At 74.4% G+C, this 24,831-nt stretch carries 16 protein-coding genes; 8 read left to right on the plus strand and 8 right to left on the minus strand.

Annotated features, from left to right (window positions below; genetic code table 11):
- The first annotated feature begins 137 nt into the window (after positions 1 to 137).
- On the plus strand, positions 138 to 638 hold the full coding sequence (locus SXIN_RS17615; protein WP_039824523.1) for a hypothetical protein: 501 nt from the start codon (positions 138 to 140) through the stop codon (positions 636 to 638).
- A gap of 78 nt (positions 639 to 716) precedes the next feature.
- Here SXIN_RS17615 and SXIN_RS31290 read toward each other — a convergent pair whose 3' ends face one another.
- The 3 genes from SXIN_RS31290 to afsR form a co-directional block, all read right to left on the minus strand.
- Complete coding sequence (locus SXIN_RS31290; protein WP_019711893.1) at positions 717 to 866, minus strand: hypothetical protein; 150 nt, start codon at positions 864 to 866, stop codon at positions 717 to 719.
- A 206-nt stretch (positions 867 to 1,072) separates the two neighbouring features.
- On the minus strand, positions 1,073 to 1,231 hold the full coding sequence (locus SXIN_RS31550; protein WP_167466229.1) for a hypothetical protein: 159 nt from the start codon (positions 1,229 to 1,231) through the stop codon (positions 1,073 to 1,075).
- 218 nt (positions 1,232 to 1,449) lie between these two features.
- On the minus strand, positions 1,450 to 4,383 hold the full coding sequence (gene afsR / locus SXIN_RS17620; protein ID WP_019711891.1) for an SARP-family global regulator AfsR: 2,934 nt from the start codon (positions 4,381 to 4,383) through the stop codon (positions 1,450 to 1,452).
- Positions 4,384 to 4,731: 348 nt separating this feature from the next.
- Here afsR and SXIN_RS17625 point away from each other — a divergent pair, with 348 nt between their 5' ends.
- Positions 4,732 to 5,481, plus strand: coding sequence for a class I SAM-dependent methyltransferase (locus SXIN_RS17625; RefSeq protein WP_095757210.1), 750 nt, complete (start codon positions 4,732 to 4,734; stop codon positions 5,479 to 5,481).
- A 61-nt stretch (positions 5,482 to 5,542) separates the two neighbouring features.
- Here SXIN_RS17625 and SXIN_RS32270 read toward each other — a convergent pair whose 3' ends face one another.
- Complete coding sequence (locus tag SXIN_RS32270; protein WP_238153794.1) at positions 5,543 to 6,661, minus strand: DoxX family protein; 1,119 nt, start codon at positions 6,659 to 6,661, stop codon at positions 5,543 to 5,545.
- Between the two features lie 214 nt (positions 6,662 to 6,875).
- Positions 6,876 to 8,546 carry a CehA/McbA family metallohydrolase gene (locus SXIN_RS17635; protein WP_192883599.1) on the minus strand — a complete coding sequence of 557 codons (1,671 nt, stop codon included), beginning with the start codon at positions 8,544 to 8,546 and terminating at the stop codon, positions 6,876 to 6,878.
- Positions 8,547 to 9,317: 771 nt separating this feature from the next.
- On the opposite strand from SXIN_RS17635, the gene SXIN_RS17640 reads away from it, so the two are divergent.
- Both SXIN_RS17640 and SXIN_RS17645 read left to right on the plus strand, forming a co-directional pair.
- Entirely contained in the window at positions 9,318 to 11,939 is a 2,622-nt protein-coding gene (locus tag SXIN_RS17640) for a bifunctional FO biosynthesis protein CofGH (RefSeq protein ID WP_095757211.1), read from the plus strand.
- A gap of 289 nt (positions 11,940 to 12,228) precedes the next feature.
- Positions 12,229 to 13,344, plus strand: a complete 1,116-nt coding sequence (locus tag SXIN_RS17645) for an ADP-ribosylglycohydrolase family protein (protein WP_039824515.1) — start codon at positions 12,229 to 12,231, stop codon at positions 13,342 to 13,344.
- A gap of 140 nt (positions 13,345 to 13,484) precedes the next feature.
- On the opposite strand, the gene SXIN_RS17650 is transcribed toward SXIN_RS17645, so the two are convergent.
- The 3 genes from SXIN_RS17650 to SXIN_RS17660 form a co-directional block, all read right to left on the minus strand.
- A complete protein-coding gene (locus SXIN_RS17650; RefSeq protein ID WP_019711885.1) occupies positions 13,485 to 13,718 on the minus strand; it encodes a DUF397 domain-containing protein in 234 nt (77 codons plus the stop codon).
- A 334-nt stretch (positions 13,719 to 14,052) separates the two neighbouring features.
- Positions 14,053 to 14,910: a helix-turn-helix domain-containing protein gene (locus SXIN_RS17655; protein WP_039824513.1), complete on the minus strand. Its 858-nt coding sequence runs from the start codon at positions 14,908 to 14,910 to the stop codon at positions 14,053 to 14,055.
- A 375-nt stretch (positions 14,911 to 15,285) separates the two neighbouring features.
- Positions 15,286 to 16,014 (minus strand): GOLPH3/VPS74 family protein, encoded by a 729-nt coding sequence (locus SXIN_RS17660; RefSeq protein WP_039824511.1) that lies wholly within the window; start codon positions 16,012 to 16,014, stop codon positions 15,286 to 15,288.
- A gap of 426 nt (positions 16,015 to 16,440) precedes the next feature.
- On the opposite strand from SXIN_RS17660, the gene SXIN_RS17665 reads away from it, so the two are divergent.
- The 4 genes from SXIN_RS17665 to SXIN_RS17680 all read left to right on the plus strand — a co-directional run bounded on the left by SXIN_RS17665 (position 16,441) and on the right by SXIN_RS17680 (position 24,796).
- Positions 16,441 to 19,536, plus strand: coding sequence for a D-alanyl-D-alanine carboxypeptidase (locus tag SXIN_RS17665; protein ID WP_095757212.1), 3,096 nt, complete (start codon positions 16,441 to 16,443; stop codon positions 19,534 to 19,536).
- A gap of 296 nt (positions 19,537 to 19,832) precedes the next feature.
- Positions 19,833 to 20,222 carry an effector-associated constant component EACC1 gene (locus SXIN_RS17670; protein WP_095757213.1) on the plus strand — a complete coding sequence of 130 codons (390 nt, stop codon included), beginning with the start codon at positions 19,833 to 19,835 and terminating at the stop codon, positions 20,220 to 20,222.
- A 3-nt stretch (positions 20,223 to 20,225) separates the two neighbouring features.
- Positions 20,226 to 23,327 carry a caspase family protein gene (locus tag SXIN_RS17675; protein ID WP_095757214.1) on the plus strand — a complete coding sequence of 1,034 codons (3,102 nt, stop codon included), beginning with the start codon at positions 20,226 to 20,228 and terminating at the stop codon, positions 23,325 to 23,327.
- Positions 23,324 to 24,796: an extracellular solute-binding protein gene (locus SXIN_RS17680; protein ID WP_095757215.1), complete on the plus strand. Its 1,473-nt coding sequence runs from the start codon at positions 23,324 to 23,326 to the stop codon at positions 24,794 to 24,796. Before SXIN_RS17675 ends, SXIN_RS17680 begins: the two co-directional genes overlap by 4 nt.
- Positions 24,797 to 24,831 lie beyond the last annotated feature (35 nt).

Consider the following 24,831-nt stretch of genomic DNA (forward strand, 5'->3'; position numbering starts at 1 on the left):
GGCCTGCGGACAGGATCGTTCTCCCGGCCCGTGAGTCCCTTGCTAGCGTGGCGTGCACTCATCAACTCGGCCGGGTTCCGGCCATGTTCACCACGGCATGCCCACCACGGCGTGCCCGTCAAACGGGGGTTTGCAGCGTGAAGCTTCGTCATGTCCGGACCGTTGCCGTCTGCGCGCTCGTGCTCGTCACCCTGACCGGAGCGCGCGGCTCCAAAAGCGGTGGCGGCTGCGACGACGACAGCGGCAGCGGCTCGCACAGCAGCAGCGGCGGTTCCTACGGGGACAGCGGTTCCTCGTCCTCGGGCGGCAGCAGCGGCAGCGGCGGCACCAGCGGCAGCCGCAACTCCGCCCTGCGGGACATCACCATCGACACCTGCGGCTTCGACGCCTCCGGCAAGAACATGACCGCCACGCTGCGCGTCGACAACACCGCCGGCTCGCTGGACTACGAGTACGACATCACGGTCGTCTTCAAGGAGACGAGCGGCGTCACGGCCGGCACCGCCCGGGTCGACGACTTCCCGGTCACCTCCGGCCGGACCGGCACCACGGAGGCCACCACCCCGTACACCGGCACCGGCGACGGCTCCGAGGTCACCAAGTGCGAGGTCCGCCGGGCGAGCCGCAGCAGCGTCTGATCCGGGCTGCCGCCCCTGGACGCCGGAGAGGGCCGAGCCGTCGTGGCTCGGCCCTCTCGGGTTCACGGGAATCAGCGGTCAGGGAGTGGGGAAAACGGTGAGATGGCTGTCCAGGGGGGTCTCGGTGCCACCCGTGGCGTGACTGTCGGCCACTGCGGGCGCCGCGGGGACAAGGGCCAGGGCGGCCACTGCGGCACAGGCCGCCAACAGCCTCTTCATGTGCTTCATTTCTTCTCCTCATTCCAGGGTGGCAACGCGTTTCTTGCCCGAATCTATGGAGTCCGTGACGGAAATGCTGTGGTCTTGGCCAAAATCTTGCGAAGGATGACCAAAGAAAGAGACCATTCCGAAAAGAATCCATGACACGCGGCGGCCGCGGCGGCTCCCCCTCCGCGCCGCCGCGGCCGTTCCCCCGGATATCCCCTGTGCGGGGTCTAATCGTTGTCGTCCCCGGTCATGTGGTTGTCCTGGGTGGTGAGTTCGCCACCACCGGTCATGTGGTTGTCCAGCGGCTTCAGCTCGCCGCCGGTCATGTGGTCGTCCAGCGGCTTGGAGTCGCCCGGCTTCTTCTTCGGTGTCTTCTCCACGGTCATGGCGATCACTCCGTTCGTCCGTAGCCAGGGGCCGAAGTGACCCGTCCGGCAACTCCCCCGACGGTTGCCGGACGGGTTCTCAGGGCCGCTCACCCCTGGCGGGGTGGGGCTACCTGACCGGACCGCCTGCCCCCCGTTGCGGCGATCCGGCATGCATCAAGCATCGCTGGAGCCGATGAACGATCGATAAACGTCCGCTGCACCGCCCTGACCCGTGCTCATGCCGCCGTGCTGAGCGGCTGGATCAGGGCGCGGACCTCGGCGGCCTCGGGGGAGCCGAGCTGGTCGTAGACCGCCAGGGCTTCCTGCCAGCAGACCCGTGCCCGGTCGAGCTGCCCGATGCCGTTCAGGGCACGCCCGAGCATGGTGAGGGCGTTGGCCCGCCGCCATTCACCGCCGATGCCGCGCAGGACCGAGAGGGCCTGCTCGGCCAGGCTTGCCGCCTGCGCCGGCTTGCCGGCCGCCAATTGCAGTTCCGCCAGCCGGAAATGCGTCATGCCCTCCCAGAGCCGCTGCCGGCTGGCACGGAAGATGGCGAGTGCTTCGGTCAGCTCCTGGTGTGCCTGCTCGGCCCGTCCGGCCCGGGCCAGCGCGAGGCCCAGGGCGTACTTGCCGTTGGCCAGGCGCATGGCCACCCCCAGCTCGCGATAGGTGGCGACGGCCTGCTCGGCCAGCGCCACGGCGCTGCCGACCCGGTCGGTCAGCAGATGCGTGCGGGAGAGGTTGCTGAGCGCGCTGGCCGCGGACTGCTGGTTGCCGTCGGCGAGGAAGAGGTCCAGCGACTGCTGGAGATAGGTCTCGGCGTCCTCGTACCGGGACTGATAGGCCGCGGCGAGCCCGCGGTCGTTCCGGGCGAAGGCCGAGGAGACGGGATCGCCCACGGAGTCTCCGGCCTCCATGGCCAGCCGCGCCTGCTCCTCGGCGTCGGCGAAGCGCCCCGCGAGGTTGTACACGTTGGCCAGCGACACCCTCGCCCGGCCCTCGGCCTGCCGGTCGCCGGTCTCCTGCGCCGCCTCCTGCAGCGCGAGGGTCGCCTGCTCGTAGGCCCGGGAGTCGGCTCCCGACTCGCCCAGGTCCTTGGCGACCATCAGCAGATCCGCTGCCCGCCGCAGCAGAGCCTCACCCGTGGACTGGTGGGCGCAGGCCAGCAGGCAACGGGCTTCCGAGAACAGCCACTCCAGGGCGGACTCGCGGTCGGCGAACGCCAGGGCGCGGCCGGAGGTGGGCGCCACATGGTCCGGCAGCCGGTCCCCGGGCCGCTCCAGCGCGTACACCTGGGCCGCCGTCGCCAGGTAGAAGTCCAGCAGCCGCGACAGTGCCGCCTCGCGCTCCGTCGGCGGGTGTTCGTCGCGTTCGGCGCACGCACGCGCGTAGAGGCGGACCAGGTCGTGGAAGCGGTAGCGGCCCGGGGCGGCGGATTCGAGCAGCGAGGTGTCGACCAGGGACTCCAGCAGCTCCTCCGTCTCGTACGGGTCGAGGTCGAGCATCGCGGCGGACGCCGCCAGGGAGATGTCCGGGCCGTCGGCCAGGCCGAGCAGGCGGAAGGCGCGGGCCTGCTGGGGTTCGAGCTGGCTGTAGCCGAGTTCGAAGGTGGCCTTGACGGCCAGGTCGCCGGCCTGGAGTTCGTCCAGCCGGCGCCGCTCGTCGCCCAGCTTCTCGGCGAGGACGGAGACCGTCCAGGTGCGGCGGGAGGCGAGGCGGGAGGCGGCGATGCGGATGGCGAGGGGCAGGAAGCCGCAGGCGGCGACCACGTCGAGGGCGGCCTTCCGCTCGGCCGCGACCCGCTCCGTACCGACGATCTTGGTGAAGAGCTGGAGGGCCTCCTCCGGGCTCATCACGTCCAGGTCCACCAGGTGTGCCCCCGCCAGGTCCACCATCCGCATCCGGCTGGTGATCAGCGCGGCGCAGCCCTCGGTGCCCGGCAGCAGCGGCCGGACCTGGGCGGCGTCGCGGGCGTTGTCCAGCAGGACGAGCACCCGGCGGCCGTCCAGCACCGAGCGGTACAGCGCGGAGCGCTCGTCGAGGGAGTCCGGGATGGCGGAGTCCGTGCAGCCCAGGGCGCGCAGGAAGGAGCCGAGGACGGCGTCCGGCTCGGCCGGGCGCGGGCCGGCGCCCTGCAGGTCGATGTAGAGCTGGCCGTCGGGGAAGCGCTCGCGGGCGGCGTGGGCGACGTGGACGGCGAGGGTCGTCTTGCCGACGCCGCCGATGCCCGCGACCGCCGACACCGCCATGATCCGGCCCTCGGCGGTGGCCAGTTGCTCGCTCAGCTCGCCGACGAAAGCGGTGCGGCCGGTGAAGTCGGGCACCGACGCGGGCAGTTGGGCGGGGCGGACCACGGAGGGCGCCGCATCGCCCGGCAGGCCGTCGCCGTCGGCGGGGGCGGCCAGCCCGGCGTCGGCCTCCAGGATGCCCTGGTGGAGATCGCGGAGCTCACCGGACGGGTCGACGCCCAGCTCCTCGGCGAGCAGCCGCCGGGTGTCGGCGTAGACGGCGAGGGCCTCCGCCTGCCGGCCGCTGCGGTAGAGCGCGAGCATGAGCTGGGCGCGCAGGCGTTCGCGCAGCGGGTGGTCGGCGGTGAGGGCGGTCAGCTCGGAGATCACCTCGGTGTGGTGCCCGGCGTCCAGATCGAGGTCGATGCGGTACTCCAGGAGCTGGAGCCGCCACTCGGCGAGCCGGCTCCGCTGGCTCTCGGCGTACGGGCCGGGGAGCCCGGCCAGCGGCTCGCCGTCCCACAGGTCGAGCGCGGCGGCGAGCAGGTCGCGGGCCGAGCGGCGGTCGCCGTTGTGCCGGGCCTTGTCGGCCTTCTGGGCGTACTCCTCGGCGAGGGTCACGTCGAGCCCGCCGGGGCCGACCCGGATCGCGTAACCGCCGGACTCGGTCACGAGGGTGGTTCCGGCCTCCTGCCCGAACGACTTGCGCAGCCGGGAGGCGTAGGTGCGGAGTGCGGCGAGCGCCGCGTCCGGCGGCTCCTCACCCCACAGGGCGTCGACCAGCTCGGATGCGGTGGCGGTGCGGCCGCGGCGCAGCAACAGGGCGGCGAGCAGGGCGCGTTGCTGGGGAGAGCCGGTGGACAACTGCTCCTCCCCGCGCCACGCCCGTACGGGACCGAGCACCGTGAAGCGCAGGGTGCCCGTTCCGCTGTCACCGTCCATCGCTTCCCCCTGCTGTCAGAGTTGTCCCGCGCACAGGTCAGTTTGCCTTGCTCGTGACTCCGGCGTCAGTAGAGGCGTCAGGTCTCCACAAGGCTCGTACAGGCACCGGGAGTTCGTACACCTGACGCATGGTCGGGCCAGCCTGTCACGAGTCGTGTCCGGTTCGTGGCCCGGGGTGAGATGGCGGGTGTGCGAACAGCGGTACGTTAACTTCCGGTTGACCACACTCTGGGGGAGGAGACCGGCCGGGCGCCACCGTGCGAATTCGGCCACGGGCGAGCCCGCCCCCTGCTCAACGGGACCGGCGGGCGCATCGACAACCGGCGGTGGCCGCGGTGGGATGGCGCCATGGCGGAGACCGGACGACGGCGCAGGCGCGCGGGATACGACGGGACGGGCCCCGGGGCGATCACCCCGGACGGCTGCGCGGTGGAGCTCTACGAGCGGCTGCCGGCCGGGGACGAGCCGGATGTCGTCGAGCGGCTGGTGCCCGCCGGGGCCCACATCCTCGAACTGGGCTGCGGAGCGGGCCGGGTGACGCACGCCCTGCTGGACCGCGGGTTCACCGTCACCGCCGTGGACGAGTCGCCCGAGATGCTGGAGCGGGTACGGGGGGCGCGCACGGTGTGCTCCCCGATCGAAACACTGGACCTCGGGACCCGGTTCGGCGTGGTGATGCTGGCCTCGTACCTGGTCCACGCGGGGGATCCGGCGGTGCGGCAGGGGTTGCTGGACACCTGCCGGCGCCATGTGGCGGAGGACGGGGTCGTGCTGATCCAGCGGGAGCCGGCGGACGCGCACACGCGGGTGCCCCGGGAGCGGCGGATCGCCGGCGGGGGCGTCGTCCGCGTCGTCTCGGCCGAGCCGGCCGGCCCCGGCGTGAACGCGATCGTCTGCGAGTACGACTTCCCCGACGCACGCTGGACCCAGACGTTCTTGTCCCGCCCGCTGACCCCGCGGCGGTTCGAGGAGGCACTCGCCGGGGCGGGACTGGCCGTGGAGTCGTACGCCACCGAGGACGGCACCTGGGTCCGGGCGGTGCCGGTCCGCGGGCCCGGGGGGCCTCTGACGGGCGGCGCCGGACCGGAGCCGCGCTGACGGCCCGGGCCCCGGGGCCGTGCCCGAACCGCCGGGTCGGGGGCGGCGGTCCGGGCCCGGGTCAGTGGCCGGTGCCGACGAGCTTCCGCAGCGCCTGCGGGTCCATCCGCGCGACCCCGTCGCGGCCGCCGTGGCCGTTCCGCGACGGCGCGGACGGCTTGAACGGGCGCGAGGAGCGCGAGGTCCGGGACGGCAGCGACGGCAGCGACGGCAGGGGCGGCAGCGTCGCCCGGGACGAGCGCGAGGACCGGGAGAACGGGGAGGTCCACGAGACCCGCGAGGTCCGGGAGGTCCGGGACGCGAGCGGCCCGCGTTCGCGCAGGCCGCGCAGCGCCCCGGTACGGCGGGTGGTGCCGCCCGGCGTGAGCCGGCCCTTCATGCCGGTGGCCGCGCCGCTCAGCGCCTTGGACGCGGCGGAGGCGGTGCGGGACGCCGTGCCGGACGCGGCCGACGCGGTACGGGAGGCGGTCGCGGACGCGGCCTTCGAGGCGGCCTTCACCTGCGGCTTCACCGTGGCGGTCGTGCCGCGCACCGCCTTGGAGGCCGCGGCGGACGTGGCCGTGGCCCCGGTCTTCACCGGTGCGGTGGTGGCGCGCAGGGTCTTCGCGGCGGCCTTGGCGGTGCCCCGGGACGTGCCCTTGGCCCGGGTCTTCACCGGCAGCGCCGGAACCACCCGCTTGACGCGCGGCCGCTTCCCGGCGGCCGTGGCCGTGCGACGCACCAGGTTCATCTCGCGGCGGGCGGTGTGGGCGGCGTGGTGCGCACGCCAGTTCAGCGAGGGGCGGTCGCCGATGTCGGCCGCGGCGGCCAGCAGCCCGCCGAGCAGCGACACGTTCTTCAGGAACTGCATCTGCTGCCGGGACTTCTCCTCGGGGTCCTCGGCCTCCCAGAACCGGTGTCCTGCCAGTGTCGTCGGGACCAGGCTGCCGGCGAGGGCCAGCGCGGACAGCCGGGGGAACTTCCCGAGCCCCAGCAGCGTCCCGGCCGCGATGTGGACGGCGCTGTTGAGCCGTACGGCCTGCTCGGTGTTCTCCAGGGGAAGGTTGAGGCGTTCGGTGATCGGGCCGACCACGTTCTCGGCGGCGGGGGCCACGGCTTCGGCATTGCGGATCGTGTTGACGCCGCTGTAGACGAAGAAAGAGGCCAACAGGGGGCGGGCAATCCATCGCAGAGCACTCATGCGCTACCCGGTGCCCGCCCCCGGCCGCGTCATGCACATTAATGCTCCACTTGGACGAACGCGGCGCAAGGTGGCGCAACGCGGCGCAACGCGGACGGACCGGGAGCACGGCCGGGGCGGGAGCACGGCCGGGGCGGGATCACAGCCGGACCGGGGCGGCCCTCCCGTCCGCCCCCGGCCCGTCCCGGCTCCCAGCCGTGTGCGCCCCCTGCGGTCAGTCCCGGCCGAGGAACACCGGGTTCGTCATGGCCGCCATCGGGCCCGGCAGCCCGGAGGCGCCGCCGTCCGCCGCCGGGTGCCGCACCTCGGCCCGTACATAGGCGGCGTACCGGGGAGTGGTCCGCCACTCGGCGGTTCCGGTGCCGGAGGCCGGCAGCTCCGCCGCGTACAGCTGCCCCTGATCGGTGATGAACCGCACCGAGCAGCCCGGGGCGCCCGAGACCTTCAGCGCGGCGGTCACCTCCGCGTCCGGGGCGGCGCGCAGCCGCTCCCCGATGCCCGCGCGCCGGCCCCGGCCGTCGGTCACCGAGAAGGACAGCCCCACCTCCGAGGACTCCGCGATCCAGCAGCGGCCCGCCCGGATGCCGTCCAGGACCGCCTCCCGCGACAGGTCCTCGGCGAGCACCACGGTCTGCGGCAGGCCGACGTCCTGGCCCTCGCGGTGCGCGTCGCTGTTGCCGATCGCGGGCAGCCGGCCGGGACCGGCCGGCCGGGGGCGTGAGCCCGGACGCGAGCCGGGGCCGGGGTCCGTGCGAGGCGCGCCCTGGGTGTGCGCGGCGGCGGCGAGGGTGTTGTCCCACGCGGCGATCGTCACCTCGTCGTCCGGGGTGAACGGGCCGTTCCAGACCTCCAGCGCGTCCGCCTCGCCGAGGCCGAACTTCCAGTTGCAGCCGATGCAGGTGGCGTACGGATGAGCGGGCACCACCAGACCGCCGGCCCGCCGGATCCGTGCGGCGTACCGGCCGAAGACGCCGTCGCGCGCACGGTAGCGCCAGTCGATGAAGGTCCCCGGGTCGGTGCCGAGGGCCAGGACGTGGCCGTTGCGGGTGGTGACCTCCTCACCGGCCATGATCAGCAGATCGTCGCCCCACAGCCCCTCCCAGGCGGCGTGGCCGGAGTGGGTGTTGTGCTCGGTGGTCGTGATGAAGTCCAGCCCCGCGGCCCGCGCGGCGGCGGCCACCTCCGCCGGGGTGCGCCGGCCGTCCGAGTGCACGGTGTGCAGATGGCAGTCGCCCCGGTACCAGGCCCGCCCACGGCCCTTCGCCCGCCCCGGGGGATACACCGGCCGCGGCGTCTCGCCCCGCGGGCCCGGCCGCAGCGTGACGGTGACCTCGTACTCCAGGCCCTGCGGCGCGACGGTGTACGGGGCGAGCACCACCTGCCAGGTGCCGGAGCGCACCGGGCCCGGCAGATAGCCCGGGGTGGCCCGCTCCGCGCTGATCGCGAACTCCGTGCGGAAACCGCCCGACCAGCCCCGGAAACCGCGGCCGCCGGGTGCGGTGCCGCGCTCGTCGAAGATGCCGATGTCGAGGGCGTTGCCGGGGGTGCCGGCGGGGACCGACGGCTTGTCGTAGCGGTACGAGACGGCGAGCTCGCGGATGCCCTCGGGGACCTCCACCGGGACGTAGACGTAGTCGGGCGCCCCGGGTTCCAGCCGGCCCCGGAGCGTTCTCGTCTCCGCGCCGTCCCGCCCGGTGTCCCCGGAGGCGGCGCCGGCAGCGGCGCCCGCCCCGCCGGGGGCGCCGGCCGCCGAAGCGGGGGACGCGGCGCCCGTCGCCGTCAGAGCGGCGGCGGCGCCCGTCGCGGCGGAGGCCCGCAGCAGCCCGCGCCGCCCCAGGGGCGTGGCGTCGCCGTCGCTGTCGCTGTACACGTTCCGGTCCTTCATCGGATGCTCCCAGGGAGTCGGCGGTGTCGGGTGGTGCGGTGCGGCCTGTGCTCGTGCGCCTGTGTGCCTGATGTGCCTGATGTGCCTGTGTGCTTGTGTGCTTGTGCTCGTGTGTCTGTTCGCCTGCGCGGTGCGGTCAACGAGCGGGTGGTGCCTGGGTGCGGCCGACCGGTGGTGGACGGCGGAGCGGCGGAGCGGCTGAGGGCTGAAAGGCGGTGCGGCGCGTGGCCGTACGGTGAGCGGTGGTGCGGCGTGACGTCCTGCGGTGCGTGGTGCGTGGTGCCGTGAACTGCCGGGCGGCGTGCGCTTCCGGCCGGGACGCCGGGACCGGCCGACCGCCCCAGGGGAAGGTTCCGGTACCCCCGGCCCCCGCCACGGACCTGGGATCCCCGGTCCCGGGGGCCTCGAACCCCCGGGGCGCGATCCCCGACCCTGGCGGTGAGCCGTGAACAACCGCCGAACGGAAGGCCGGTGGCCGGTTTCCCTCCGGTGAGGTCCCGATGAGGTCCCGATGAGGCTCCGACGACGTCCCGGCCGAGGCCCCCGGTGGGCCCCGGGTGTACCCCCGGTGGAGTCCCGCTGAGTCCGGACCGGGGCCCGGGTGACCTCGATGTCCGCGCCCCGGCGCCCCGTCTCCCGCTCCCACCGGGCCGGTACCTGCGGAACCGCCGGTACCGGTGTCCCCGCGTCCGCCCCGGGGCGGCCCCGCCGGCCCCGGGCGGAGCCGCCCCGCCCCTCCGCGGCCGCCCGCGGTCCGCATACGCTCGGGTGATGACCACGAGCGAGCAAGGCACCGAGACGCCCGGAGCGGAGGCCGCTCCCACCGCCAACGCCATGCGGCGGGCCCTCAGGCGGGCCCGCGACGGCGTGGCCCTGGACACCGCCGAGGCCGCCGTCCTGCTCCGGGCCCGCGGCGCCGACCTGGCCGGTCTGACCGCCTCGGCCGCCCGGGTCCGGGACGCCGGGCTGGAAGCGGCCGGCCGGCCCGGCGTCATCACGTACTCCCGGAAGGTCTTCATCCCCCTCACCCGCCTCTGCCGCGACACGTGCCACTACTGCACCTTCGTCACGGTCCCCGGCAAGCTGCGCCGCGCGGGCGAGGGCATGTTCCTCTCGCCGGACGAGGTGCTGGACATCGCCCGCCGGGGCGCCGAACTGGGCTGCAAGGAGGCCCTGTTCACGCTCGGTGACCGCCCCGAGGACCGCTGGCCCGAGGCCCGCGCGTGGCTGGAGGCGCACGGCTACGACGACACGCTCGCCTACGTCCGCGCCATGGCGATCCGCGTCCTGGAGGAGACCGGCCTCCTCCCGCACCTCAACCCCGGCGTCCTGTCCTGGACGGACCTCCAGCGGCTGAAGCCCGTCGCCCCCTCCATGGGCATGATGCTGGAGACGACGGCCACCCGCCTCTGGTCCGAGCCCGGCGGCCCGCACCACGGCTCGCCCGACAAGGAACCGGCCGTGCGGCTCCGGGTGCTGGAGGACGCGGGCCGCTCCAACGTGCCGTTCACCACCGGCGTCCTCATCGGCATCGGCGAGACGTACGAGGAGCGCGCCGAGTCGCTGTTCGCGCTGCGCCGCACCGCCCGCGCCTACCAGGGCATCCAGGAGGTCATCGTCCAGAACTTCCGCGCGAAGCCGGACACGGCGATGCGCGCCATGCCCGACGCGGAGCTGGAGGAGCTGGCCGCCGCCATCGCCGTGGCCCGGCACATCCTCGGTCCCTCGGCCCGCATCCAGGCTCCGCCGAACCTCGCCGACGCCGAGTACGCCCTGCTGATCGGCGCGGGCATCGACGACTGGGGCGGCGTCTCCCCGCTCACCCCCGACCACGTCAACCCCGAGCGCCCCTGGCCGCAGATCGACGAGCTGGCCGCGCGCACCGCCGACGCCGGCTTCGAACTGCGCGAACGCCTCACCGTCTACCCGGAGTTCATCCGCCGCGGCGAACCCTGGCTCGACCCGCGCCTGCTGCCGCACGTCACCGCCCTCGCCGACCCGGAGACCGGCCTCGCCCGCGAGGACGCCCGGCCCTCCGGCCTCCCCTGGCAGGAGCCGGACGAGCAGTTCACCGCCACCGGCCGCACCGATCTGCACCGCACCATCGACACCGAGGGCCGCACCACCGACCGCCGCGAGGACTTCGACGCGGTGTACGGCGACTGGGAGGCGCTGCGCGAGGCGGCCGCCCCGGGCATGGCCCCGTCCCGGATCGACGGCGACGTGCGCTCCGCGCTGGCCACCGCCGCCGACGACCCGACCCGGCTCACCGACGCCGAGGCGCTGGCCCTCCTCCACGCCGACGGCCCCGCTCTGGACGCCCTGTGCTCCGTCGCGGACGACCTGCGCCGCTCGGTCGTCGGCGACGAGGTGACGTACATCGTCACCCGCAACATCAACTTCACCAACGTCTGCTACACCGGCTGCCGCTTCTGCGCCTTCGCGCAGCGCCGCACCGACGCCGACGCGTACACCCTCTCCCTGGAGCAGGTCGCCGACCGGGCCGCTCAGGCGTGGGACGTGGGCGCCGTCGAGGTGTGCATGCAGGGCGGCATCCACCCGGACCTGCCCGGCACCGCCTACTTCGACATCGCCCGCGCCGTGAAGGAGCGCGTGCCCGGGATGCACGTCCACGCCTTCTCGCCGATGGAGGTCGTCAACGGCGCCTCCCGCACCGGCATGCCCGTCCGCGAGTGGCTGACGGCCGCGAAGGAGGCCGGGCTCGACTCCGTTCCCGGCACCGCGGCCGAGATCCTCGACGACGAGGTCCGCTGGGTGCTCACCAAGGGCAAACTGCCCGCCGCCACCTGGGTCGAGGTGATCGGGACCGCGCACGAACTGGGCATCCGCTCCTCCTCCACGATGATGTACGGGCACGTGGACCAGCCCCGCCACTGGCTCGGCCATCTGCGGCTGCTCGCCGGGATGCAGCGGCAGGCGCTGGAGAAGGGCGCCCTGGGCTTCACCGAGTTCGTGACCCTGCCGTTCATCCACACCAACGCCCCGGTCTACCTCGCGGGCATCGCCCGGCCCGGCCCGACCGTCCGCGACAACCGGGCCGTCACCGCCATGGCCCGGCTGCTCCTCCACCCGTACATCACCAACATCCAGACGAGCTGGGTGAAGCTCGGCGCGGAGGGCGCCGCGGAGATGCTCCGCTCCGGCGCCAACGACCTCGGCGGCACGCTGATGGAGGAGACGATCTCCCGGATGGCGGGCTCCTCCTACGGCTCATACCGCTCGGTGCGCGATCTGACGGCCATCGCGGAGGCCGCCGGCCGCCCGGCCCGTCCCCGCACCACCACCTACGGCGAGGTGCCGGCGGAGCGGCAGGCCGCGGCGGCCGCCTCCGACGGGCATCTGCCGGAGCTGCTGCCGGTCCTCGGCGACTGAGCGGGGCGGAGGGGCCTGCCGGGCGGGGTGGCGGCAGCGCCGCCGTCCGTCCCGTCCGGCGGCTCCGGCAGGGGCTCCGGCGGCGGCTCGGATGGGGCGGAAGTGGCTCCGGTGACGCCCGGCGGCAGCTGAGGCGAGCCGGCGCGCGGCGGCCCCGCGGACGTGCCGCGGAACGGCGTCCGGCCCGGCCGGAGGTGTGGACCAGTCCACTACAGTGCTGCGCGCCGAAGAGATAGATGGCGGGGGGACAGCGCGCTGGGGGGCGCGTACATCGTCGGGAGGGAACGCAGTGACCGCAGTGCGCACGGCCGTCTGGGGCCGCGCCGAACAGCAGGACTTCCGCAGCCGGGTGCGCGGCTGCCTGCTCGGGGGCGCCATCGGCGACGCGCTCGGCGCCGGGGTCGCCGGCGACTCGCTCCCGGACATCCGCACCGCGCACGGCCAGCAGGGGCTGACGGACCTCGTCCCGGTGTACGGGCGGCGCGGCGCCGTCACCGACGAGACCCAGATGACGCTCTTCACCGTCGACGGGCTGATACGCGCCCAGGTGCGCCGGGACACCGGGGCCTGGCACCCGCCGACCGATCTGCACCGGGCCTACCGCCGCTGGGCGGCCACCCAGCGCGAGTGGGGCCCGGACGAGCGGCGGACGGAGGACGGCTGGCTGGCCCGCGAGGAGTGGCTCTACACGCGTCGCGACCCCGACCGCGCCAGCCTCCTCGGACTCGCCGACGACCGGATGGGCACCCTCGACCGGCCGAAGAACCCCGAGGAGAAGGGCTGCGGGGCGCTGGCCCGCTCGGCGCCGTTCGGTCTGCTGGTCGGCTGGGATCCGCAGCTCGTCTTCCAGCTCGCGGTCGAGTGCGCGGCGCAGACGCACGGCCATCCGACGGGCTATCTGGCCGCCGGGGCCTTCGCGGTCGTCGTGCACGGGCTGGGACGCGGCGACAACCTCGACCAGGCCGTGCAGCAGTCGATGGTGCAGATCGCCTCCCGGCCGGGCCACGAGGAGACGACGGCCGCGCTCCGGCAGGCCCTCGGCACCGTACGGCAGGGGCTGCCGTCGGCCGCCCGGGTCGAGTCGCTGGGCGAGGGCCGCACGGCGGACGAGGCGCTGGCGATCGGCCTCTACTGTGCGCTGGTCGCCGAGGACGTGCGCAACGGGCTGCTGCTCGCCGTCAATCACGGCGGCGATTCCGACGCCACCGGCTCCGTCTGCGGCAACCTCCTCGGGGTGCTGCACGGCGAGACGGCCCTGCCGCCGGGCTGGCTGGCCGAGGTGGAGGGGCGGCAGACGATCCTGGAACTGGCGGACGACTTCGCGATGGAGATGACGCAGGGCCCGGCCCTGCACGGACCGGCCAACTCCTCCCCGGGCTGGCTGGCCCGTTACCCGCGGGCGTAGCACCGGGCGCGGGGAGGGGGTGGGACGCGGAACGCGGGGCGCGGAATACGGAACGCGGGGAAGGGTGGCCGAGCCCCCTCGGCCGGGACGGCGGACGCAGTCGAGAGGGCTCAGCGCGGCGTGGTCACCGCGGTGGACGGTCAGCCCAGGCCGGTGGTCCGGTGGCCGAGGTCCGCGAGGAAGGTCTGCCAGGAGCTTCCGGAGAAGCTCAGGGACGGGCGGGTGACGTCCTTGGAGTCCCGGACCGCGACGGCTCCGGGGACACGGGCGGCGACCTCGACGCAGTTGCCGTTGCCGGAGTAGGACGACTTCTTCCAGGTGCCGCTGAGGCCCTGTGTGTGGGGGGTTGCGGGAATGACGGGTGGTACAGCCATGATTGCTCCGATGGCTTCGCGGGTTGATGTGACGCCCGCGGCGCCCGGGCCGCAGGCGGCATCCGGGAGTCGGGGCGTGAGCGACGCTACGGGCTCACCCCACCCCCACCGGAAGTCCCATCACCCGATCGAATGGCATATGCGGTTATCTCTGCCGACCTCCCGACAGGGGCGTGTACCCTGCCCCGGCACCGCCACCCCTTGGACATCCGGTGGTTGACGGGACGTCACCCTACCGACACCCGGGGCCGATACAGCTGGAGACGGCGCTCCGACGGACCCTTCCCGGCCGGCCTCCCCGCCACACCCGACGGGCCGCGCTGCGCCGCGCCGCTCAACTGGCGTACTCCTTGGCCAGTTCGATCATGAACTGCCGGGTGCGCTCGGGGTGGTGGGCCTGCGCCCGCAGATGCTCGTACATCACGCTGTAGTGCTGCACCTCCGCGTGCTTCTCCAGGTAGAGGTCGCTGGTGACGCCCTCCAGGTAGACCACGCTGGAGTCCGCCGCGTCCGCGAACTCCAGCAGCGAGAAGGTGCCCACCATGCCCGGGTGCGCGCCCACCGAGTACGGGAGCACCTGCACCGTCACGTGCGGGCGGTGGCTCAGCTCGATCAGCTGCTCCAGCTGTTCCCGCATGATCCGCGGGCTGCCGACGACCCGGTGCAGCGCCGACTCGTCCACCACCGCCCAGAAGCGCAGCGGCGAGACGGGGTCGTGGATGCGCTCCTGGCGCTTCATCCGGACCTCGACCCGCTTGGCCTTGTCGGCCGGGGCCGCCTCCGGCTCGATGCGCTCGATGACGGCCTCGGCGTACTCGCGGGTCTGGAGCAGCCCGGGGACGAGCAGCGACTCGTAGTTGCGGACGGACGCGGCGTCCGTCTCCAGGCCGATGTAGACGCTGTACGGGATGTCGCCGAAGGCGTGCCACCAGCCCTGCTGCCGCGATTCCTTGGCCATCTGCATCAGGGAGTCGACGACGCGCTGGTCCTCGACCTCGTAGACCCCGCAGAGGTCCCGCACATCGCGCTGGCTGATGCTGCGGCGGCCGTTCTCCAGCCTGCTGATCTTGGACTGGGAGACCAGCAGCCGCTCCGCGACGGCCTCCGCCGTCATGCCCTTGAGCTCGCGGAGCCGGCGCAGCTCCTGGCCCAACCGGCGACGCCTGACCGTGGGATTGACATGGGACGCCACGAGGCCGCACCTCCGACTCGAAACCGCTGTTTTTCCAGCAGCCTGCCACTGCCGACCGCGGCGGCGCTGGGAAACGGCGACAGAGGGTCGCCCTCCGGACACCTCGGGCGATGGCCGCACCGCCGCGAGTGCGGACATACCCGGATACGCCGCGCGCGGACGGCGGACCGGGCGCCTCTCCTGGCTTCCGGCCCACCGCCCGCGCGTTCCGGCGGCTCCCGGACCGGCTCGTGGAGACGGCGGTCCGGTCGGTGGGTGGGTGGTGCTGTCCGATTCGATGGTGGTTGGGGGTGTCGGGTACGGATCTGGGGTGCGGATACTGCCCCGGCGCACCGGTGCCGGGGTGCTCCGAGCCCGCTGGGGCCGGAACGGGCCCTAACGGGCCGCGGCGCGCGCCATGCTCCCGCGCCGGGCCTGTGGCGGTACGCCCGCCGGGTCGCCCGGTCCTCCCCGGGCCGACGCCGGTCGCCGCGGCTGCACGGCCACACCGTTCTGCACGTCCATCACGGCGTGTGCCACGAGCCCGCCCATCGGGTCGTGCCGGATCAGATCCCGCAGCCTGGAGCGGCAGGACCTGCCCTCGTTGCCCGGGTAGAGGTGCTTGCCGAGCCCCACCGCGTGGGCGAGCGCGGCCAGCGCCGCGGTCCGCGGGTCCGGCGGTACACCGGTGCGGATCGCGTTGTCGAGCCGGTTCCTGATGTCCCGGCTGATGGCCGTCTCCGTCGCCTGGTAGCGAGTCGTCGGCAGTACCCCGCACATCTGTCCGGCCACGGCATGCACCATGCCGCACCGCTCCAGATGCGTGAGATACGTCTGGCGCAGCCCCAGCCGGGGCCCGCCGATCCAGTGGACGGCGCGCACCGGGCTGCCGCGACGGCGCAGCAGTTCGAGCGCGGAGTCCAGTGTCGGATCTCCTGTCGGCCGTGGCAGCACCACGGCGATACGATCCCCGTCAGGGGCTATCCGTCCTGCCAGAGCCAGCTCCACTAGCTGTGCCCCGGCAAGACCGAGGTCGAGCGACTGCGGCTGCGCCGTGGTTCCCGTGGCCGGGTCCAAGGCCAGCAGCAGAAGCTCCTCCGGAATTGTTCTGCGGCTCCTGCCCATCCATGCCTCCCCGCGTGGATGTCTGACAGGGTGACCCCTCTCACAATGGTCTGTCGAGAGTGCCTGGGGACTTTGTGAGGGAACCGTTAGGTATGTCGTCCTCGTCTAGCCACCGGGCGGGTGCCTCTGGGGGGCGGAAACCGGATCGCGGCGGTCCGATGACCGGAGCGGAGGGCTCCGGGCTGGACACTGGTGGTGCGGATCAGCAGTGGCGCGCGGTGCCGTCGGATCATACGGGGTCCCCGCGGCACGTTGGACAGCAGTACGTATGGAGGAGGCACGGTGGCGGGCGAGTCCCCCGGTAGGTCGGAGCAGCGGAAGTCATCGGGGGCGACGGCGGAAGCGGAAGCCGGGCGAGACCCGCGCCTCGCCGTTTTCGGAACCCGGCCGGGCGCCGCGGAGGCGGGCGCGGACGGTGCGGGCGGCGTGGACGGTGCGGGCCGGGCGGACGGGGCGGACAGCCCCGAGGGCGCCGGTGGTGGAGACGACGGAGACCTCGGGAGCGGCGGAGACGGCGCGGAGGCCCCGGCGACAGGGAGTGCCGCGGCGAACGCGGTCCCCTCGCAGGGCGGCGCCCCGGGCGGCGCCGGGCCGGAGGACGCGGCCGCGGAGGACGAAGCCCCGGGGGATGGTGCTGCGGACGGCGAGACGCCGGACGGCGGGGCTGCGGACGGTGCCACGGACGAAGGCGCCTCCCCGAAGGCTGAGACGGAGAGGGACGGCGCCGGGACCGGCACGGCCGGGAACGCGCGGGAGACGGCGGAGCAGGGGGACGAGCGGCTGCGGGAGGCGGTCGCGGCCTGGGTCGCCACGAGCGACAACGAGCGGCCCGCGGAGGACACCCCAGGGGACACGGCAGGGGACACCCCAGGGGACACCGCAGGGGACACCGCCCCGGAGGGCAGGGCGGGCGCGCCCGCCGGACCGGCCGGCGACGCGGTCGAGGAGGACGCGGCAGGGCGCGCGGACCTGGTGACGGCGGCCTTCGGCGGCCTCCGCGCCGCCCGCGCCGAGTCCTCGGACCGCGGGGGACCCTCCGGCGCCGGGGCTTCGGCCGAAGGCGGCGGGGACCGGGGGACGATGGTCTTCGGCAGGCCGCTCCCGGACGGCGAGGAGCGCGAAGCCGCCGAGCCGTCCGGCCCGTCCACCGGGGAGGCCGCGGACGACGCGGGCACGGTGGCGGGCACGGACGCCGAGGAGAGGCCGGGCCCGGACGGAACCATCGAGGACCGGGACGGGTCCGAACCGCTTGCGAAGGCGAAGGGGAAGACGGCGGCGACGTCAGCCGTGCCGGAGGGCGGAGACGAAGAGGCGCCCGTCGGCTCCGTGCAGAACGGGAAGCCCTCGGGGGACGCCGGGAAGGCCCGGCCCGGGAAGGACGGCACGGCCGCGTCGCCGAGCACGGAGAGCCCGAGCGCGGAGAGCCCGGAGAAGCCCGGGGGCGCCGGGAGCGCTCCGAGCACGGAGAAGACGGACAAGACCGACAAGACCGAGACGGTCACGAGCAGCGAGGGCACTCCGGGCCGCGGCGGCGCCGACGCGGGCCTGGGCGCCGCAAGCGCCGCGACGGGCAGTGGCGGCTCCGGGGGCAAGCGCGTGGACCAGCCGACGGCGGTCTTCCGCGTGCGGAAGCCGGGCAAGCCGGACGGTTCCGGACCGGCCGGCGGAACCACGGAGCCCGGTGCCGACGGGCCCGGGGGCGGTGACACCGAGCCCGCCGACGGTGAGGCGGACCGGAAGGGCACGGCTGGAGCAGCCGCGAAGCCGGTCGCGGACAAGGCGGCCGGCGGACGGCCGGAAGCCGCGAAGTCCGGCGAGGGCGCGCCCGGCGAGGACGAGCCCGGCAGCGCAAAGCCGGAGGCGGCGACTCCGGAGACCGGCACCTCCGAACCCGGGAAGCCCGAGTCCGCCAAGCCCGGGTCCGGGAAGCCCGGGTCCGGGAAGCCCGGGCCCGGCAAGCCCGGGTCCGCCGAGCCGGCCGCCGGGCGGACCAGCACGTTCGTGCCGTTGCAGTCCGCCGACAGCGCGCCCCGTACGCCCGCGGCGTCCAAGGCCCCGTCCTCCGGGCCGTCCTGGGCGGCGCGCCCGGACGCGGCTCCGGCGGACTCCGCGAGCGGCAGCGGCGCGTCCCGCCCGCCCGGCGCACGGGCCGGGGCCGGGGCCGGGGCCGGAGCCGCGGCCACCGCCGCCCCCGAAGCCGCCCCCGCCGGGGAGTCCGAGGTCGAGCGGACCAAGCAGCAGCCGCTGCCCCCGCTCGACCTGCTGGCCAAGCTCACCAACACCCCGCCGCCGCCGGAGACTCCGCTGCGCACGCTGGTGCGCCGGGTCAAGATCTGGACGCCGCTGGTCCTGCTCCTCCTGGTCGTGTTCGCGATCGCACAGTCCATCCGTCCGCTGCCGGAGCCCGAGCTGCGGCTGACGGCGGCCTCGGAGTACGCCTTCAAGGGCCAGAAGCCGTCGCTGCCCTGGCCGGACGAGGGCCAGGCGTATGTGGAGGTCGACGGCCTCGGCAGCCTCGGCTCCTCGGGCGAGGAGAAGCCCGTCCCGATCGCCAGCGTCGCCAAGGTGATGACCGCGTATGTCTTCCTGCGCGAGCACCCGGTGAAGAAGGGCGACGAGGGCGTGAAGATGAAGGTCGACGCCCAGGCCGTGGAGGACTACGAGACGGGCAAGGCCGACAGCGAGTCCGTGGTGCGGCTGACGGAGGGCCAGACGCTCTCGGAGTACGAGGCGCTGGAAGCGCTGATGCTTCCCTCCGCGAACAACGTGGCCCGGCTGATGGCCCGTTGGTACGAGAAGGAGAACGGCGGGAAGTTCGTCGCCGCGATGAACGACGCCGCCAAGGACCTCGGTATGAAGAACACCACCTTCACCGACCCCAGCGGTCTGGAGAAGTCGACGGTGAGCACCGCCAAGGACCTGGTGAAGCTGGGCAAGGCCGCGATGGCGATCCCGGTCTTCAAGGAGATCTCCGCGAAGCCGTTCTACATCGACAGCAACGACGACAAGCAGCTCAACTACAACCGCCTGATCCCCTACACCGGCATCGGCATCAAGACCGGCACCAGCACCGCCGCGGGCGGCAATCTGCTCTTCGCGGCGGAGCAGGAGATCGCCGGGACGAAGCAGCTGATCGTCGGTGCGGCGCTGGGCCAGTACAAGGTGCCGGCCATCGACTCGGTGACGGAGGTCAGCAAGCAGCTGATCGAGTCCGCGCAGGCGGTGCTCACGGACGCCAAGGTGGTGGAGAAGGGCCAGGTCGTCGGCCATGTCGACGACGGTCTGGGCGGCACGGTGCCGGTGGTCGCCACCGAGGACGTCACGGCGGTCGGCTGGCCGGGGCTCACGGTGGAACTCGCCCTCGGCGACGGCGGGAAGACCGTTCCGCACGAGGCGGAGGCGGGCACCGAGGTCGGCCTCCTGACGGTCGGCAGCGGGCCGGGGCAGGTGAAGGTCCCGGTGGCGCTGGAGAAGGTCAAGGAGGAGCCAAGCTTCGGCAGCAAGCTGACCCGCATCCTCTGAGCGAGCGACACGGGCGCCAGGAACGCCGGGACGACAGCACGCCCCGACCGCCCGACGACCGCCCGGACCGGCCTCCCGGTCCGGGCGGTCGCCTTCGCGGACGAGGAGGCGGCAAGCGGTCGGGGCCGTGCGCCCTGCGCTCCCCTACCCGATCCCATGGCCCCGCCGGTCACGATCCGGCCAACTGGCACCCAAGTCAGTCCGATTGGCTGTGTGTCACAGGACACAGACGTATCGTGTTCACCGGGCACAGGTCGACCGAGCGGGGGCTGGCGGCAGTGAGAATCCGGATCGGTGTGGACGGGGTCGCGGACACCGGCAGGGAACTGCACGGCATCGCCGGCTGGCTCGGGGACGACACGGCCTTCACCGACCACTGGCGGTTCACGGAGGAGCCGGCACCGGGCCGGGCCGGCCTGGTGGAGGCCATCGTGGTCACCGTCGTCTCGAACATCGCGGCCGCCACGCTCCACGAACAACTGAACGCCCTCTTCGGCGGGTTGGCGGGCTGGCTGCGGAGCCGCCGGCGGCTCGGATCCGGCGGCGACGACATCGTCGTCCGGGTCGAACTGGAGAACCGGGATCCGCTGCGTTTCACGGCGGCCGAGCTGGACGAACTGGGCGTCCCCGAAATCGTCGACCGCGTCCGGGCGGAGCTGGAGGCCGGCACGGCCGGTGAGGCCTAGGCCATGACCCGGTTCCGGCCCGACCCGCCTCCACCCTCCTCCCCGGGCACACCGGGACAGCCGCAGGCCCGTGATCGCGACCCCGCACCCGGACACGGCGACGGCCGGAAACCCGGCCCCGGCCCCGGCCAGAGCTCCGGCCGAAGCCATGGCCACCGACACAGCCACGGTCACGGCCACAGCACCGGACGCCCCCACCCCGACCCGGCCCGCTCCCGTGCCCTGCTCGTCGGGGCGCCGTCCGCGCCGGGCTTCGAGACCCTGCGCTATGTGAAGCGCGATCTGGAGGACCTGAAGGCCGCGCTGACCGAGGAGCCGCACGGCATCCTCCGTCCGGACCGCGTCGAGGTGCTGCACTCCCCGCGCCGCGCCGAGTGGCTGGCCGCGCTCGAACGGGCGGGCCGGGACGCCACGGACCTGCTGTTCTTCTACTTCGTGGGCCACGGCTACCGCGCCCCGCACGGCAGGCAGGTGCTCCACCTGCTGACGGCGAACTCGGACGTCCGCGGGGATCTGCCGGCCACGGCGGTCCTCTGGCACGACGTGCTCGAACGGCTGGCGCCCGGCAGCTTCCGGCACGCCGTCCTCGTCCTCGACTGCTGCTACTCGGGCACGGCGGCGACCAGCGGCACGCTGCTGACGGGCGAGGGGTACTACGTGCTGGCCTCCTCACAGCCGACCAGGACACAACCCGTCGACGGAGTGGCCGGAGCGGCCGGCGCACCGCCCCGCAGCCGCTTCACCCACGCCGTGATCACCGCCATGGCGGAGGGCGGCCCGCCGGGGTCGGCGGGGCTGAGCATGCAGGAGCTCTACCGGTGGCTCCGCCGGGAGACCCACCGCTGGCCGAAAGGGCTGGAGGACGGCTGGGGTCCCAAGAGCGGCAGCAGCGGTGACGGGCCGGGGGTGCTGATCTCCCGTGCCGTCCGCCCCGGGCCCGCTCCGCCCCACCCGCCGCCGGCCGAGGTCCCGTCCCCGCCTCCGGAGCCGCGACCCCCGCTGCCCGTCCGGCTGTTACGCAAGGTGCGGGAGGCGGGCGGCGCGGGGGCCGTCGCGGCCGCGGCCGTGCGTGTCCTCGTCCGGCGGTGGAAGGTGACGGCCCCGGTGCTCGGCGCCCTGCTGCTGTCGGCCGCGCTGTACGCGTACGCGGGCACGGACGAGCCGGACGGTCCCGGCTGCGCCCCGCCGACGGAGCTGCGCGTCATGACGGGCGCCGAGACCCGGACGGCCGTGACCCGGGCCGCCAACGCCTACATGCGCAGCGACGCCAACCGCAAGCCGCTTGGCCCGGACGACGGGGAGGCGGCGCACTGCCGCCGGGTGAACCTCACCGTCTACGAGGCGGGGCCGGGCGAGACGGCGGAGGCGTTCGCGGCCTCCGTCCTCTGGGAGGGGTACGACAGCGCCAAGGGCGCCGACCACCGGGGTTCCGGCACCGGCACCGGCGGCATCCCCGCCGGAGCCTGCCGGCCACCCGCACGGGACTCGTCTCCGGCCGGGGCGGACGGCGCGGACGGGGACGAGAAGGCGGAGGACGGCCGGGCCGGGGAGGAGGCGGAGGACACGGAGGAGCGGAAGGCCGGCACCGGCGAGGACACGGACGCCGCCTGCCCCGACCCGCTGCGCGACGTGGGCCCGCAGCCGGACGTCATTCTCGCCGGCTCCAGCACGGAACTCGGCCGGATCGAGGGCAGCCTGCGCCGGGCCCCGGGCCCCGCGGCCGTCAAGTCCTACCGGACGGTGGGCTATTCGCCGCTGGTCCTCGCCGTCCCCGCCGCCCTGGAGCCGCGGCTGCGGGAGGCCGGCGTCCGCCGCACCGGCAGCAGCTGGGACGAACTCCTCGCCGCCCTGGAGGAGGTGGAACCCGGCCTGCCGCTGCTCCGTCCCGACCCCGACTCCTCCGGCGCCGGGCTCCAGCACACCGTCGGCCTGTACGAGGCGCCGGACGGCCGGTTCGCGGGCGGCGCGGACCGGGACGCCGAGCGGATGGAGAAGCGGCTCGGCGGCCGCTCCGTCCCGGCGGCCGACGCGGACACCCTGCTCTGCGACCTCACCCGGGAGGCGGCGGACCGCGACGGCCCGGGTCTCGGCCACGCGGCGGCGCTCGTCGCGGAGAAGCACGTCGCGGACTTCAACCTCGGGGACCGTCCCGGCGCCGACTCGTCCTGCGGCAACAGCCGGCCCGCGGACGACGCGGCGCGGCTGCTGGCGTACTACCCGGAGGGTGTGCCCTGGATGGACTTCCAGGTGGCCGAGGTCGCGTGGGAGGGCGCGGGAGACGCGGAGCGGCGGTCGGCGGCGGTCGGGGCGTTCCAGCGCTGGCTCGCGGGGGAGGGCAGCGGGCAGCTGCTGGGCGGCCTGGTCCGCGGCTCCGACTCCGGCGGCCTCCCGCTGCCGCCGTCCGGCGAGGCGTGGCAGGACCCCGGGGAGAGCGGCGTGCTGCCGGACGTCCCCTTCGTACGCGAGGTCCCCGGCCATCTCGTCGCCGACGCCGTGGTCGCGGACTACACCCGCACCCGCGACCCCGGCCAGGTGCTCTTCCTGGTGGACGTCTCCGGTTCCATGGCCGGGGGCGGCAAGCGGGAACTGGCGGCCGACGCGCTGCGGCGCGCGCTGCGCAGACTCGGCCCCCAGGACAGCTACGGCATCCGGTCGTACCCGAAGTCGGCGGCGGAACCGGCCGAGGCGGAGGAGGTCGTCGAGCGGAACACCCCGGGCGACGACCAGGCCCGGGCCCAGAACTGGGCCAGGGACCTGCCCGGGCAGCGGGTGGTCCCGGAGGGGGCGGCGGTCTACGAGGTCCTGACGCGCGCCCTGCGCGACACCCGGGGCGACGACCGGCCGCTGATCGTCCTCATCACGGACGGGGACGACCGGCCCCGGCACGACTCCGACGCGGTGGCCTTCAAGGCCATGGAGGAGGAACGGACCAGGGAGGGCAGCGCCGACGTGCTGGTGCTCTCCACGCGGCTGGAGGGCTGCACCGCCGAGATCCAGGGGTTCAAGAACCCCCAGGACCGCGCCGAGTGCTTCGCCGGGGAGGACGCCGCGAAGAAGCTGGCCGAGCAGGTGGCCGGTGCGGTGCGGGGCAGGGCGGCGCGATGAGGGTGAGGGAGCGCGGACCGGTGCGGAACGGCCGGGTACGGGGCCGGGGAGTGACGGCCGCCCTGGCCGCCCTGGCCGCCTTCGCCGCCCTGACCGGTTGCGGAAGCGGCGGAGACGACCGGCCCGGCCCGGAGCCGTCCGGAGCGAAACGGGTCCTCCGGCTGGCCACGGCCTCGGACGTCTCCCAGGAGCCGGTGCGGCAGAACCTCATCAGGGCGTGGGACGCCGCCCGGCCGGACGTGGAGGTGGAGTTCGTCCATCTGCCCACCGCCACCGACGACGCCCGCAGCCAGCTCGTCGCCACCCTGCAGGGCGACAAGGCCGCCTACGACCTCGTCAACATGGACGTGACGTGGACCGCCGAGTTCGCGGCCGGCGAGCTGATCCGGCCCCTCGACGGGGACCCGCTGGAGGGCATGTGGGAACAGGTCGCCAGCACCGCCCGGTACGGCGAGGAGGTCTGGGCCGTCCCGTTCAACACCGACGCCGCGCTGCTCTACTACCGCACGGACGTCTGGCGGGACCGGGACTGGATCCCCCCGCGGACGTGGCGCGATCTCGAACGGGCCGCGGCCGCGGCCACGGACGGGGCCCAGGTCACCGACGTCTTCGAGCACGGCTACGCCACCCAGCTCGGCGAGTACGAGGGGCTGACGGTCAACACCCTGGAGTCGGTCTGGGCGAGCGGCGGTGAACTCGTCGAGAAGAAGGAGGGGTCGGCGACGGCGTACGAGGTCCGCGCCGCCACCCCGCGGACCGAGGCCGGGCTGCGGAACCTCGCCGACCGCTACCGGCGGATCATGCCCCCGGAGGTCCGGCGCGCCACGGAGCTCGACACCCTGCGCATGTTCGAGCGGGGCGAGGTGGCTTTCATGCGCAACTGGCCCTACGTCTACAACGTGCTGGACGCGAAGATGGCGGGCAAGTTCGGCGTCGTCCCGCTGCCCGGGCCGAAGGGGCGCGGCGCCTCCGTGCTCGGCGGGCAGAACCTCGCGATCACGGCGGGCAGCGAGAACGCCGGCCCGGCCCGGGAACTGCTCGACCACCTGGCCGCGCCCGAGCAGCAACGCTGTCTGCTGGACGGGGGGTTCGCGCCGGTCCTGAAGGCGTCCTACGAGCCGGAGGGCCCGGAGTGCTCCCTCACGGGCAGCGCGGCACCGGGCGGCGGTGCGGACGGCGAAGGCGGCGAGACGGGCGGGACGGGGACGGCCGAGGCGGGGAAGCCCGGAGAGCCGGGGGAGGAGGCCGCGGAGCCCGGCTCCGGCCCCGGCGGCCTCCCGCCGTACACCCGCGCCCTCAAGGAGGCCCTGGGCACCGCCCGCCCGCGCCCGGTCACCCCGTACTACGCGGCGTTCACGGAGCTGGTCCAGACGGAGGTCCACCCGTCCCTGCGGCAGAACCCCGATGAGGGCACGGTCGCCTCGGAACGGCTCGACAAGGAACTCCGGCAGGTCATGGAGGGCGGCTGACACCGGGGGCCGCGACGGCCGCCGCGGCCCCCGGT

Source organism: Streptomyces xinghaiensis S187, assembly GCF_000220705.2.
Taxonomy (GTDB): domain Bacteria; phylum Actinomycetota; class Actinomycetes; order Streptomycetales; family Streptomycetaceae; genus Streptomyces; species Streptomyces xinghaiensis.

What these genes read in the sequence shown, in the direction of transcription:
- SXIN_RS31290 (WP_019711893.1), bottom strand. Translation starts at nt 866, where the DNA reads ATGAAGCACATGAAGAGGCTGTTGGCGGCCTGTGCCGCAGTGGCCGCC.
- SXIN_RS31550 (WP_167466229.1), bottom strand. Translation starts at nt 1,231, where the DNA reads ATGACCGTGGAGAAGACACCGAAGAAGAAGCCGGGCGACTCCAAGCCG.
- afsR (WP_019711891.1), bottom strand. Translation starts at nt 4,383, where the DNA reads ATGGACGGTGACAGCGGAACGGGCACCCTGCGCTTCACGGTGCTCGGT.
- SXIN_RS17625 (WP_095757210.1), top strand. Translation starts at nt 4,732, where the DNA reads ATGGCGGAGACCGGACGACGGCGCAGGCGCGCGGGATACGACGGGACG.
- SXIN_RS32270 (WP_238153794.1), bottom strand. Translation starts at nt 6,661, where the DNA reads ATGAGTGCTCTGCGATGGATTGCCCGCCCCCTGTTGGCCTCTTTCTTC.
- SXIN_RS17635 (WP_192883599.1), bottom strand. Translation starts at nt 8,546, where the DNA reads ATGAAGGACCGGAACGTGTACAGCGACAGCGACGGCGACGCCACGCCC.
- SXIN_RS17640 (WP_095757211.1), top strand. Translation starts at nt 9,318, where the DNA reads ATGACCACGAGCGAGCAAGGCACCGAGACGCCCGGAGCGGAGGCCGCT.
- SXIN_RS17650 (WP_019711885.1), bottom strand. Translation starts at nt 13,718, where the DNA reads ATGGCTGTACCACCCGTCATTCCCGCAACCCCCCACACACAGGGCCTC.
- SXIN_RS17660 (WP_039824511.1), bottom strand. Translation starts at nt 16,014, where the DNA reads ATGGGCAGGAGCCGCAGAACAATTCCGGAGGAGCTTCTGCTGCTGGCC.
- SXIN_RS17675 (WP_095757214.1), top strand. Translation starts at nt 20,226, where the DNA reads ATGACCCGGTTCCGGCCCGACCCGCCTCCACCCTCCTCCCCGGGCACA.
- SXIN_RS17680 (WP_095757215.1), top strand. Translation starts at nt 23,324, where the DNA reads ATGAGGGTGAGGGAGCGCGGACCGGTGCGGAACGGCCGGGTACGGGGC.